Below are 11,858 nucleotides of genomic sequence, written 5' to 3'. Positions count from 1 at the left end.
CAGTATCCCGTCAGCGACAAAAACTTTCCTCTTGACGCCGGAAGCCTGAACGCATATCGCCGTCCGTGGGCCACCCCTCCCCAACGAGGGGCCACTATCTGGAAGGATAGACCACGATGACGACGCATACGAAGCCCGGACCGCGCCCGGCAAATCCCAATTTTTCCTCAGGTCCCTGTGCAAAGCGTCCCGGCTGGTCGGTCGAGGCGCTGGCCAATGCCGCGCTCGGACGCTCGCACCGCGCCAAGATCGGCAAGACCAAGCTCGAACAGGCGATCGAGCTGACGCGAGAGGTCCTCCAGATTCCCGCAGATTACCGCATCGGCATCGTGCCGGCGTCGGACACCGGCGCGGTCGAGATGGCGCTGTGGTCGCTGCTCGGCGAACGCGGCGTCGACATGGTCGCCTGGGAGAGTTTCGGTTCCGGCTGGGTCACCGATGTGGTCAAGCAGCTGAAGCTCGCCGACGTGCGCAGGATCGAAGCCGGTTACGGCGCGCTGCCGGATCTGGCAAAAATCGACTTCAACCGCGATGTCGTCTTCACCTGGAACGGCACGACATCAGGCGTGCGTGTGCCGAACGGCGATTTCATCCCGGCCAGCCGCAAGGGCCTGACCATCTGCGATGCGACCTCGGCGGCCTTTGCTCAAAAGCTCGATTTCCAGAAGCTCGATGTCGTCACCTTCTCCTGGCAGAAGGTGCTCGGCGGCGAAGGGGCGCACGGCGTGCTGATCCTCAGCCCGCGCGCCGTCGAGCGGCTGGAAAGCTACAAGCCGGCCTGGCCGCTGCCGAAAATCTTCCGCCTCACCTCGGGCGGCAAGCTCATCGAAGGCATCTTCAAGGGCGAGACCATCAACACGCCGTCGATGCTGTGCGTCGAGGATTATCTCGACGCACTGCGTTGGGCGAAGTCGATCGGCGGCCTCGATGCGCTGATCGCCCGCGCCGACGCCAATGCCGCCGTTCTCGACGGCTTCGTCGGCAGATCCGCATGGCTCGGCCATCTGGCCACCGACCCGGCGACGCGGTCGAACACGTCCGTCTGTCTTTCCTTCACCGACCCGGATATCGCGGCACTCGACGCCGACGGACAGGCGGCCTTCGCCAAGGCAATTGTCTCAGCGCTCGACAAGGAAGGCGTCGCCTACGACATCGGCGCCTATCGCGACGCGCCGCCCGGCCTGCGCGTCTGGTGCGGGGCGACGGTCGAGACTTCCGATCTCGAAGCGCTGCTGCCGTGGCTCGACTGGGCCTTTGCCGCACAAAAGGCGTCGCTCAAGGCGGCCGCCTGACCCCTCCCCCTTGAGGGGAGGGTGGCCCGAAGGGCCGGTGGGGTTGCCTCCACCAACTCAACGGTCCGCCATCCAGAAAGAAAAGATTTCGGCGGCGTCCGGCCGCAACGACCCACCCGGCGCTCGCGCCGCCCCTCCCCTCAAAGGGGGAGGGGCGCCAATCGCAAAGGACCAAGCCAATGCCCCGCGTTCTCGTCTCAGACAAACTCTCCACCACTGCCGTGCAGATCTTTAGGGATCGCGGCATCGACGTCGACTACCTGCCCGACCTCGGCAAGGACAAGGAAAAGCTGCTCGAAGTGATCGGCCAGTATGACGGCCTCGCCATCCGTTCGGCGACGAAAGTCACCGAGAAGCTGATCAACGCCGCCACCAAATTGAAGGTGGTCGGCCGCGCCGGCATCGGCGTCGACAATGTCGACATCCCGGCGGCGAGCCGCAAGGGCATCATCGTGATGAACACGCCCTTCGGCAATTCGATCACCACCGCAGAGCATGCCGTCGCCATGATCTTCGCGCTGGCCCGCCAGATACCGGAAGCCAATGCCTCGACCCATGCCGGCAAGTGGGAAAAGAACCGCTTCATGGGCATCGAGATCACCAGCAAGACGCTGGGCATCATCGGCTGCGGCAACATCGGCTCGATCGTGGCCACGCGCGGCGTCGGCCTGAAGATGCATGTCATCGCCTTCGACCCTTTCCTGTCGGACAGCCGTGCCGAGGAACTCGGCGTCGAGAAGGTCGAACTCGACGAGCTGTTCGCCCGCGCCGATTTCATCACCCTGCACACGCCACTGACCGACAAGACGCGCAACATCATCGACGCTGCGGCGATCGCCAAAATGAAGACCGGCGTGCGCATCATCAACTGCGCTCGTGGCGGGCTGATCGTCGAGGCCGACCTGATCGCGGCACTGAAAAGCGGCAAGGTGGCAGGTGCCGGCATCGACGTGTTCGAGGTCGAACCGGCGGAGCAGAGCGAACTGTTCGGCATGGAGAATGTGGTGGCGACGCCGCACCTCGGTGCGTCGACGATGGAGGCGCAGGAGAATGTCGCCCTGCACGTCGCCGAGCAGATGGCCGACTATCTGATCAAGGGCGCCGTTTCCAACGCCATCAACATGCCGTCGATCACCGCCGAGGAGGCGCCGCGCCTAAAACCTTTCGTCAAGCTGGCCGAAGTGCTCGGCGCCTTTGTCGGCCAGGTCACAGAGGACCCGATCAAGGAGGTCGAGATCCTTTTCGACGGCTCGACCGCGACGATGAACACGCGCGCGCTGATCAGCGCCACCCTTGCCGGGCTGATCCGGCCGCAGGTCTCCGACGTCAACATGGTGTCGGCGCCGATCATGGTTAAGGAGCGCGGCATCATCGTCGCCGAGGTCAAGCGCGACAAATCCGGCGTGTTCGACGGCTATATCAAGCTCACGGTCAAGACCGAGCATAGGACGCGTTCGATCGCCGGCACCTGCTTTTCGGACGGCAAGCCGCGCTTCATCCAAATCAAAGGCATCAACCTAGACGCCGAGGTCGGCCAGCATATGCTCTACACGACGAATGCCGACGCGCCCGGTATCATCGGTCTGCTCGGCACGGTCTGCGGCGAGAACGGCGTCAACATCGCCAATTTCCAGCTCGGCCGCAACCGGCCTGGCGGCGATGCCATCGCGCTGCTCTATCTCGATGCTCCGTTTCCGGAAAACGTGCTGGAACAGGTGCGGGCGCACAAGTCGATCGACTCCGCCAAGCGGCTGCATTTCGATGTGGGCGGCGCCTGAAACATGCCCGCGCGCGCCCCGCGTGCTCTACAAGCACACGGGGCGTTTCGACAATAATGGCTGCGACGGGCTCTGGATTGCACCATTCTGATCCGATCCCGAACATTTGCCGGCTAAATCGCCAGCTTCCTTCCGCTGTATTCGGCGAGGCTGATGCCGCCGAGCACCAGCACGAGGGCCAGACCCTGATAGAGCTGGAATGTCTCACCGACGATCAGCACCGACAGCAGCGTACCGAAGATCGGCACCAGGTTGATGAACAGGCCGGCCCGGTTTGCGCCGATCAGTTCGTTGCCCCTGATATAGAAGATCTGCGAGACGACTGAGGCGCCGATCGCGGTGTAGAACGCTATCGCCCAGCCGCGCGCATCGGGGACGATGACCTTGCCGGCGGCCAATTCCCACAGGAAGAAAGGCAGCGAGGTGACAAGTGCGGCAATCGACAGCGCCAGCATCAGGCTTTGCCAGCGTATGGCCGGCTTCAGCCGCAGCCCGACCGAGTAGAAACTGTAACAAAGCACCGCGATCAGCATAATGGCGTCGCCGAAGTTGAGATCCAGCTTGAGAAGCTGGCGCAGATCGCCATGGCTGGCGGTCAGGGCGACACCGATGATCGTCAGCACGACGCCGGCGATCTGCACCTGGTTCACACGCAGGCGAAACAGCACGAAATTGGCTAGGATGATCACGATCGGGATCGCCGCCTGCTCGATCGAGACGTTGATCGCCGTCGTGTAATTGAGCGCCGTGTAGAAGATCGCGTTGAAGAAGGTGAAGCCGCAGGCGCCGAGCCCGCCAAGCAGCAACCAATGCCGGCGCACCACCGGCCAATCCTCGCGCAGCGCTCGCCAGCCGATCGGCAGCATGATCAGAACGGCCAGAACCCAGCGCAGGAAGACCAGCGTCATCGGCGAAATGTGGTCGACCGCCAGCTTGCCGGCCACGGAGTTGCCGCCCCACAGCAAGGTGGTGAACAGCAAGAACAGATAGGCGGTTCGATGCATCGCGAAATTCCAGCCGGGCGAGGGGCAGGCGGAGGGTCTATGCCGAGCTATTGTGGTGGTTCGCCCAAGTAAATGATGTCAAAGGCGAAAATTGTTGTGCCTGAGGGCGCTTTCGGCGGTAAAGAATGGTCGCGCTCGCCGGGTCTTGACGTTATAGAGCGACGTGCGTCCACTTGGACGGACAAAGTACGCGTCTCAAGGCTTGAATGTCCGCATCGTGCTTTCCGAAATCGATTCCGATTTTCGGGCCTATGCGATAGAAGCCTGTCGTTTCGAACCATTTCAAGCCGCTCCGAGCGGCGCCTCAAGGGAAAAGAAACATGGCCAACGTGGTGGTCGTCGGCTCGCAATGGGGCGACGAGGGCAAAGGCAAGATCGTTGACTGGCTATCGGAACGCGCTGACGTCGTCGTGCGCTTCCAGGGCGGCCACAATGCCGGCCATACGCTGGTCGTCGACGGCAGGGTCTACAAGCTGTCGCTGCTGCCGTCCGGCGTGGTGCGACAAGGCAAGCTGTCCATCATCGGCAATGGCGTCGTCTTCGACCCGCACGCCTTCGTCGCGGAAGTGGCGAAATTGAAGGCGCAAGGCGTCGAGGTGACGCCCGAGCGCCTGAAAATAGCCGAAAACACCGCGCTTATCCTGTCCTTGCACCGGGAGCTGGACGGATTCCGCGAAGACGCCGCCTCCAATTCCGGAACGAAGATCGGCACGACCCGTCGCGGCATCGGCCCCGCCTATGAGGACAAGGTGGGCCGGCGCGCGGTCAGGGTGATGGACTTGGCGGATTTGGAAACGCTGCCCTTGAAAGTCGACAGGCTGCTGACGCATCACAATGCGCTGCGTCGTGGGCTCGGCCACGCCGAGGTCACGCACGACGCCATCATGAGTGAGCTGATTTCGGTCGCCGACGAGATCCTGCCCTATATGGACCGCGTCTGGAAGATCCTCGACGACAAGCGCCGCGCCGGTGAACGCATCCTGTTCGAGGGCGCGCAAGGCACGCTGCTCGACATCGACCACGGCACTTATCCGTTCGTCACCTCGTCGAACACGGTCGCCGGTCAAGCGGCCGCCGGATCCGGTGTCGGTCCGGGCGCCATCGGTTATGTGCTCGGCATCACCAAGGCCTATACGACGCGTGTCGGCGAAGGTCCGTTCCCGACCGAACAGAAGAACGAGATCGGCGAGTTCCTGGGCACGCGCGGCCACGAGTTCGGCGTCGTCACCGGCCGCAAGCGCCGCTGCGGCTGGTTCGATGCCGTGCTGGTCCGCCAGGCCGTCGCCGTCAACGGCATCAAGGGCATCGCCCTGACCAAGCTCGATGTGCTCGACGGGCTGGACGAGATCAAGGTCTGCACCGGCTACCGCCTCGATGGCGAGGCGATCGATTATCTGCCGGCCAGCCAAGGTGCGCAGGCGCGCGTCGAACCGGTCTACGAGACGCTGGAGGGCTGGAAAGGCACCACCGCGGGCGCCAGAAGCTGGAACGATCTGCCAGCCCAGGCAGTCAAATATGTCCGTCACATCGAGGAGCTGATCGGCGCGCCGGTCGCACTCCTTTCCACCAGCCCTGAACGGGACGACACAATACTTGTGACCGATCCGTTTCAAGACTAGATTCTCAGCCGTTCCGGGCATCGCGGCCGATTTGCGGGGCCGGCCCAGAAACGAAATGCAGGTCGACTGAAGCATGGCAGATTTTGTTGGTGCTCTGAAAAAGACGCTCAATGGTCTCGGCGAGCCGTCGCCGGAGGTACGCGCGAGGGTCTATGACAAGGCCCGTTCAACGATCGCGGACAAGCTGGCCAAGATCACACCGCCGCTGGCGCCTTCGGTCGTTGCCCAGCATAAGCGCACCCTGGAAGACGCCATCGCCAGCGTCGAGCGGGATTATACCAGGAGCGTGCCGGCATCCGATCCGCTGTCGGAGCTGGAAGACATCTTCTCCTCCATCGACCGCAACAAGAACCAACCCAGCCATGTTCGGCAGCCGGCAAAGACCGAGCCGGCATGGCAGCCGGCAGAGACTGAGCCGGCATGGCAGCCGGTAAAGACTGAGCCGGCAAGGCAGCCGGCGCCTGCCGCCAAAGCCGCGCCGAATTGGCAAAAACCGCCATCCGTTGCTTCTCCTCCAGAGCACACCGATGCGGTGCCTTCGGTCGCGGATCTTCCAGCGGAGGACGAGAAGAGCGATACCTTTAGAGACGATGTCTTTCCCAACGACGAGGAGCCGGCGCCGGACACCTTTCAGCGTCTGCGTCCTGCCGAGCGGAGGCGCAGCTCTGGCGGGCTGATCGCCGCTGTCGTCGCTTTGCTCGTCGTCGCCGGCGGCGGCTATGGCATCTGGCTGAACAAGGACGCGTTCAGCAATATGCTAGGTCTCAACAGCACGACGGTCGCAACCATAGAGCCGCTAGTGAAGCCGACCCCGGCCGAGCCGGCTACCGATGCCGCGGCAAGGCCTCCGGCAGCTGCGGCTCCAACGGATGCCGAGGGCACAAAGTTCACCCAGCGGCTGACGCCCGAGGGCGGTGAGGTCGATCCCGGCCCCGCTCCAGGACAAAGCGGTATCGGAGAGGGCGAATCCGTCGCAGCACTGACCACGCCGCCGCCGGCTGCACCTGCGCCTGCCGCGCCGGCCGGCGACACGCCAGCCACGACTGCGCCCGCCACGCCGGGTGCTGCCCCCGCAACGCCGCCTGCCGATGGCGCCACGCCGGCGCCGGCGGCGCCGACCGATAGCGCAGCCGCCCCGGCAGCGCCGGCCCCCGGTGCTGCGCCGGCCGCGCCGACAGCCGCGCCTGCGGAAACCGCGCTGGCGGTCGGCCAAAAGGCGATCTTCTACGAGGAGCGCACCAGCACCGCCCAAGGCTCGGCCGAGCCCGGCAGCATCGTCTGGTCGCTGGTACAGGAATCGCCCGGCGGCAATCTGCCGCCCGAGCCGGCAATCCGCGCCGAGGCGAGCATTCCGGGTAAGGACGTGCAGCTGCGCATGACCATCCGCCGCAACACCGACCAAACGCTGCCGGCCAGCCACATCATCGAGATGATTTTCCTGACGCCCGATGGTTTCGACGGCGGCGGCGTCGACAATATCCTGCGCGTCGCCATGAAGGGCTCTGAACAGGATGCCGGCAGCCCGCTGATCGGCATCCCGGCGAAAATCGCGGACGGCTTCTTCCTGGTCGCTCTCAACGACACCAAGGCGGACGAAGACGCCAATCTGACCCTGCTCCGGGGCCAGAAATGGATCGACGTACCGGTCGTCTACAAGACCGGACGGCGGGCGCTGCTCACCATGGAAAAGGGCATTCCCGGCGAGAAGGTGTTCGACGAGGCGCTGAAGGCCTGGCAAACAAAAGAGGCGGGCTGAGGCCGGGGCTCACCAGCCTCAACCCTCTCAGAAGCCCTGGAATAGCATGTCGAGCGCGGCCACGATGTCGTCGTGGCGGCTGGAAAGATTTCCTTCGGCGGCACGCAATTCAGAAGCCATCAAGGCTGACATGAATTGAGTGACCATGACATGGTCACTGCCGTTGATCGTGAAGGTGGGGTTTAGCCGGCGCCCCGGCACCGGGGCCATGTTGGGCGGCATCAACGGGATAACAATCCTTGTGTTTAGACCTTCAAGAAGATCAGCCTGAACGTCGAGCAGATAGCCGTCGCCTTCAGCTCTCCGGTAGAAATCGTAACGCGCCATCAAAACGGCCGGTACTTGGCCAGTGGCAGTCCGTTGCGCCTGACATAGTCGTTAGAGCTCTCGATCGCCTCCCTGTTTTCCTCCTGCCACCGGCGCGTTTTTTCGGCTGAAATCGCCTTGGCGATACCCTCCTCGGCGGCGCGAGATATATTAATACCGAGCGCCTTGGCGTCCTCGATCAATCTGGAGTCGATCGAGGTATTGACCGATTTTCGTTGGGCTTTTGGAGTCGACTGAAGCATGGAGCAGCTCCCATTTATGCGCATAAGATAGGCGCATAAAAGCACGCATGCAATGCCTACCCCTCCATCTCCTCGCGCAACATTTCAAGTTCCAGCCATTCCTCCTCGAGCGCTGCCAGCGTGGCGCGCTCCTTGTCGAGGGCGGCGATGGTCTTCTGGAACGAGGCCGGATCGCGCTCGTAATAGGCTGGGTCGGCGATGTTGTTCTCCAGCCGTGAGATCGAGGCGTTCACCGCCTCGATCTTCTTCGGCAGCGATTCCAGCGCGAATTTTTGTTTGAACGACAGTTTTTTTGAGCCCTTCGGCGCGGGTGCTTCGCTCCTGCCTGCCGCCACCACTTCGCTGGTCTCGGCCTTTGGCCGTGCCTTGCGGTCGTCCAGCCTGGTGCCGCCGCGCTGCGCCAGCATGTCGGAATAGCCGCCGGCATATTCGATCCAGCGGCCGCCGCCGTCCGGCGCGATCAGGCTGGTCACGGTGCGGTCGAGGAAATCGCGGTCGTGGCTGACCAGGATCACCGTACCGGCAAAACCGGCGACCAGTTCCTGCAGCAATTCCAGCGTCTCCATGTCGAGGTCGTTGGTCGGCTCATCGAGCACCAGCAGGTTCGCCGGCCGCGCCAACACGCGGGCGAGCAGCAGCCGCGCCCGCTCGCCGCCCGAAAGCTCGCGCACCGGCGTGCGCGCCTGTTCCGGTTTGAACAGGAAATCCTTCATGTAGGAGACGACGTGGCGCTGCTCGCCATTGATGACGAGGTTCTCGCCGCGCCCGTCGGTGAGGTATTGCGCCAGTGTCTCTTGCGGATCGACCGCGTCGCGTTTCTGGTCGAGCGTGGCGATCTCCAGATTGGTGCCGAGCCGCACCGTGCCTGAGTCCGGCTTCAATTCGCCGGTCAGCATCTTCAGCAGTGTCGTCTTGCCGGCACCGTTCGGGCCGACCAGGCCGACGCGGTCGCCGCGCTGGATGCGGGTCGAGAAGCCCTTGACCACAGTGAGGTCGCCAAAGCTCTTCTCGATGGTCTTGGCCTCGATCACCAGCTTGCCGGATTCGGCGGCGTCGCTGGCCACCATGGTCGCCGCACCCTCGGCGCCGCGATGGCCACGAAAGCGCTGGCGCATGGTCTGCAGTTCGCCGAGCCGGCGCATGTTGCGCTTGCGCCTTGCAGTCACGCCGTAGCGCAGCCAGTGCTCCTCGCGCACGATCTGGCGGCCAAGCTTGTGCTGCTCGCGTTCTTCTTCTTCCAGAACGGTGTCGCGCCATTCCTCGAAATGGCCAAAGCCCTTGTCCAGCCTGCGGGTCTGGCCGCGATCGAGCCAGACGGTGGCGCGCGACACGCGCTCGAGGAAGCGGCGGTCATGCGAGATGACGATCAGCGCCGAAGAGGTGCGGGCCAGCTCCTCCTCCAGCCATTCGATGACCGACAGGTCGAGATGGTTGGTCGGCTCATCGAGGAGGAGAATGTCGGGCTCCGGCGCCATGACGCGGGCAAGGGCGGCACGGCGCGCCTCGCCGCCGGAGAGATCGTTCGGCCGCTCGTCGCCGGACAGGCCGAGATGCTCCATCAGATAGGTGGCGCGGTAGGGATCGTCGGCGGGTCCGAGCCCCGCCTCGACATAGGCGCGGACGCTGGCGAAACCATCCAAGTCGGGCATTTGCGGCAGGTAGCGCACTGTCGCCGAGGGCTGGCGGAACACCTCGCCGTCCTGCGGCTCTATCAATCCCGCAGCGATCTTGAGCAACGTCGATTTGCCCGAGCCGTTGCGGCCGACCAAAGCGATCTTGTCGCCCGCCGACGCCGTCAGTTCCGCCCCGTCGAGCAGCGGCGTGCCACCGAAGGTCAGTTTTATGCCGTCGAGATTGAGAAGTGGCGGCGCCATGTCAGCTTCCAGGTAAGGGGAATGGGTGGGCGAGCAACAGCGCGCGGCCACTGCTCAGCGCAATTTCCAGCCGGCCCTTGACCTCGTTGGAAATGGTCAGCGACGAACCGAACGCCATCTCGATATGGTTCAGCGGCCATTTGGCGCCGGTCACGGTCAGGCCGGTAAGGTCGGAAAAGCCGAGAATCGAAAACAGCGTGCCATCGGCGTAGTCGAAGCCGGCCTTTCCGCGAAGCAAGGGAGTGCCTTCCTGTGCGCCGCTGGTCAAAAGCACCTCCGTCCCTGCCTCGGCCAGTCGGACACTGAGCGCCAGGTGCAGGAAGGCGTGGTCGGTGCGCTTGCCGCCGAACGCGCCGGCGAGCACGAGACTGGTCGCGCCGCGTTCGAGCGCGGCGGCGATAGCCAGTTCGCCGTCGGTCTTGTCCTTTTCTGCCGGAAACACCTGGCGGGCCACGGCGGCCAGCTCGTCCGGCAAGTCCGCCGGCACCGAATCGAAGTCGCCGACCCAGAGTTCCGGCGTCAGGTTCAGCGTCCGGGCATGGCTCATGCCGGCGTCGGCGGCGATGACACGGGAGCCTTCGACCTGGCGGTCGAGCAGCGGCGTGCGGATTAGATCGCCGCCAAGCAGGATGGTGAATTTGCTCATATGCGTGGCCCTTACCAGCCCTGCTTGCCAAACGGAAGGCCGCGTTCCAGATGCCCGGCAAACTTCCGCTTGCGCCGCAACCAGGCCGGGCCTATGTGTCGAAACGCTCTAACGGGGTGCTGGACGCGATCTTCGCGAACCAGCTGAGAGGCGACCATGCCAACCCGCTGAACCTGATCCGGTTTGTACCGGCGGAGGGATTAGACGTTTCGGACAGCCCGACGCCTCAATTCCTTTCAACGCGAACGAAGGAGGCGCCGATGCGCACGTTTTTATACACTCTAGTTTCGGCAGTGCTGCTTGCGGCGACTGTTCCCGCCGGCATCGGGCCGGCATCCGCGCAGGAAAAACTCACCGTCTATACCTATGAGAGCTTCACCGCCGACTGGGGTCCAGGCCCCGCGGTGAAGAAGGCCTTCGAGGCCGAATGCGGCTGTACTCTCGAATTCGTCGCGGTCGCCGACGGCGTCGCCCTGCTCAACCGCGTCAAGCTGGAAGGGGCCGCGACCAAGGCCGACATCGTGCTCGGCCTCGACACCAATCTGACTGCGGAAGCCAAGGCCACCGGCCTGTTTTCGCCGCATGGTGCCGTCATCGATGTCAATGTGCCGGGCGGCTGGAGCGACGATGTTTTCGTGCCGTTCGACTATGGCTATTTCGCCGTCGTCTACGACACCGAAAAGCTGAAGACGCCGCCGAAGAGCCTGAAGGAATTGGTCGAGGGCAATGCCGATGAGAAGATCGTCATCCAGGATCCGCGCACCTCGACGCCCGGTCTCGGCTTGTTGTTGTGGGTGAGGTCGGTTTATGGCGACAAGGCGCCGGAAGCCTGGGCCAAGCTTAGGGCAAAGGTGCTCACCGTGACGCCGGGCTGGAGCGAGGCCTATGGCCTGTTCACCAAGGGCGAGGCGCCGATGGTGCTGTCCTATACCACGTCGCCGGCCTATCACATGGTCGCCGAAAACACCGAACGCTATCAGGCGGCGTCCTTCGAGGAGGGCGCGTATCTGCAGATCGAGGTTGCCGGCATCACCACGTCAGGCGCGAAGAACCCATTGGCGAAACAGTTCCTGACTTTCATGACCGGACCGAAATTCCAGGATGTCATTCCCGAGACCAACTGGATGTTCCCGGCCGGCAAGACCGAGAAGCCGCTCAATCCGGCTTTCGACAAGCTCGTCAAGCCGACCAAGACTTTGCTTTTCAGCCCGGAAGAGGTCGCCGCCAATCGCAAGGCCTGGGTCGACGAATGGCTGTCGGTGATGAGCAAGTAGCTTGTGATTGAAAGATGATTACTCTACGGCGCCCGGGAACTCGACC

The 11,858-nt window shown here is 63.6% G+C and carries 10 protein-coding genes and 1 riboswitch; of the genes, 5 read left to right on the top strand and 5 right to left on the bottom strand.

Annotated elements, in window-relative coordinates:
• Positions 1-116: 116 nt before the first annotated feature.
• Complete coding sequence (locus AC0L14_RS13975) at positions 117-1,292, top strand: phosphoserine transaminase (protein ID WP_473749861.1); 1,176 nt, start codon at positions 117-119, stop codon at positions 1,290-1,292.
• Between the two features lie 179 nt (positions 1,293-1,471).
• A complete protein-coding gene (gene serA / locus AC0L14_RS13970; protein WP_123150140.1) occupies positions 1,472-3,070 on the top strand; it encodes a phosphoglycerate dehydrogenase in 1,599 nt (532 codons plus the stop codon).
• 113 nt (positions 3,071-3,183) lie between these two features.
• Here the strand turns inward: serA and AC0L14_RS13965 are convergent, their stop codons facing one another.
• Positions 3,184-4,074: a DMT family transporter gene (locus AC0L14_RS13965; protein ID WP_473486355.1), complete on the bottom strand. Its 891-nt coding sequence runs from the start codon at positions 4,072-4,074 to the stop codon at positions 3,184-3,186.
• A gap of 320 nt (positions 4,075-4,394) precedes the next feature.
• On the opposite strand from AC0L14_RS13965, the gene AC0L14_RS13960 reads away from it, so the two are divergent.
• Both AC0L14_RS13960 and AC0L14_RS13955 read left to right on the top strand, forming a co-directional pair.
• The gene (locus AC0L14_RS13960; protein WP_473486356.1) at positions 4,395-5,693 is read left to right on the top strand and encodes an adenylosuccinate synthase; all 1,299 of its coding nucleotides are present in this window, start codon (positions 4,395-4,397) and stop codon (positions 5,691-5,693) included.
• Positions 5,694-5,766: 73 nt separating this feature from the next.
• Entirely contained in the window at positions 5,767-7,449 is a 1,683-nt protein-coding gene (locus AC0L14_RS13955) for a hypothetical protein (RefSeq protein WP_473486357.1), read from the top strand.
• 27 nt (positions 7,450-7,476) lie between these two features.
• Here AC0L14_RS13955 and AC0L14_RS13950 read toward each other — a convergent pair whose 3' ends face one another.
• The 4 genes from AC0L14_RS13950 to AC0L14_RS13935 are packed head-to-tail and all read right to left on the bottom strand — an operon-like array spanning position 7,477 to position 10,538.
• Complete coding sequence (locus AC0L14_RS13950; protein ID WP_123150144.1) at positions 7,477-7,776, bottom strand: CcdB family protein; 300 nt, start codon at positions 7,774-7,776, stop codon at positions 7,477-7,479.
• Positions 7,776-8,018: a type II toxin-antitoxin system CcdA family antitoxin gene (locus AC0L14_RS13945; RefSeq protein WP_123150288.1), complete on the bottom strand. Its 243-nt coding sequence runs from the start codon at positions 8,016-8,018 to the stop codon at positions 7,776-7,778. The genes AC0L14_RS13950 and AC0L14_RS13945 overlap by 1 nt, the downstream gene beginning before the upstream one ends.
• A gap of 56 nt (positions 8,019-8,074) precedes the next feature.
• Positions 8,075-9,892 (bottom strand): ABC-F family ATP-binding cassette domain-containing protein, encoded by a 1,818-nt coding sequence (locus AC0L14_RS13940; RefSeq protein ID WP_473486358.1) that lies wholly within the window; start codon positions 9,890-9,892, stop codon positions 8,075-8,077.
• Position 9,893: 1 nt separating this feature from the next.
• Complete coding sequence (locus AC0L14_RS13935; protein WP_473486359.1) at positions 9,894-10,538, bottom strand: thiamine diphosphokinase; 645 nt, start codon at positions 10,536-10,538, stop codon at positions 9,894-9,896.
• Between the two features lie 102 nt (positions 10,539-10,640).
• Positions 10,641-10,755: riboswitch (TPP riboswitch) on the top strand.
• Between the two features lie 43 nt (positions 10,756-10,798).
• Here AC0L14_RS13935 and thiB point away from each other — a divergent pair.
• Positions 10,799-11,812, top strand: coding sequence for a thiamine ABC transporter substrate binding subunit (gene thiB / locus AC0L14_RS13930; protein ID WP_473525657.1), 1,014 nt, complete (start codon positions 10,799-10,801; stop codon positions 11,810-11,812).
• Positions 11,813-11,858 lie beyond the last annotated feature (46 nt).

The sequence above is a fragment of the Mesorhizobium sp. WSM4841 genome (assembly GCF_055811515.1).
This window is presented reverse-complemented; position numbering and strand designations above follow the sequence as displayed.

What these genes read in the sequence shown, in the direction of transcription:
- AC0L14_RS13975 (WP_473749861.1), top strand. Translation starts at nt 117, where the DNA reads ATGACGACGCATACGAAGCCCGGACCGCGCCCGGCAAATCCCAATTTT.
- serA (WP_123150140.1), top strand. Translation starts at nt 1,472, where the DNA reads ATGCCCCGCGTTCTCGTCTCAGACAAACTCTCCACCACTGCCGTGCAG.
- AC0L14_RS13965 (WP_473486355.1), bottom strand. Translation starts at nt 4,074, where the DNA reads ATGCATCGAACCGCCTATCTGTTCTTGCTGTTCACCACCTTGCTGTGG.
- AC0L14_RS13960 (WP_473486356.1), top strand. Translation starts at nt 4,395, where the DNA reads ATGGCCAACGTGGTGGTCGTCGGCTCGCAATGGGGCGACGAGGGCAAA.
- AC0L14_RS13955 (WP_473486357.1), top strand. Translation starts at nt 5,767, where the DNA reads ATGGCAGATTTTGTTGGTGCTCTGAAAAAGACGCTCAATGGTCTCGGC.
- AC0L14_RS13950 (WP_123150144.1), bottom strand. Translation starts at nt 7,776, where the DNA reads ATGGCGCGTTACGATTTCTACCGGAGAGCTGAAGGCGACGGCTATCTG.
- AC0L14_RS13945 (WP_123150288.1), bottom strand. Translation starts at nt 8,018, where the DNA reads ATGCTTCAGTCGACTCCAAAAGCCCAACGAAAATCGGTCAATACCTCG.
- AC0L14_RS13940 (WP_473486358.1), bottom strand. Translation starts at nt 9,892, where the DNA reads ATGGCGCCGCCACTTCTCAATCTCGACGGCATAAAACTGACCTTCGGT.
- AC0L14_RS13935 (WP_473486359.1), bottom strand. Translation starts at nt 10,538, where the DNA reads ATGAGCAAATTCACCATCCTGCTTGGCGGCGATCTAATCCGCACGCCG.
- thiB (WP_473525657.1), top strand. Translation starts at nt 10,799, where the DNA reads ATGCGCACGTTTTTATACACTCTAGTTTCGGCAGTGCTGCTTGCGGCG.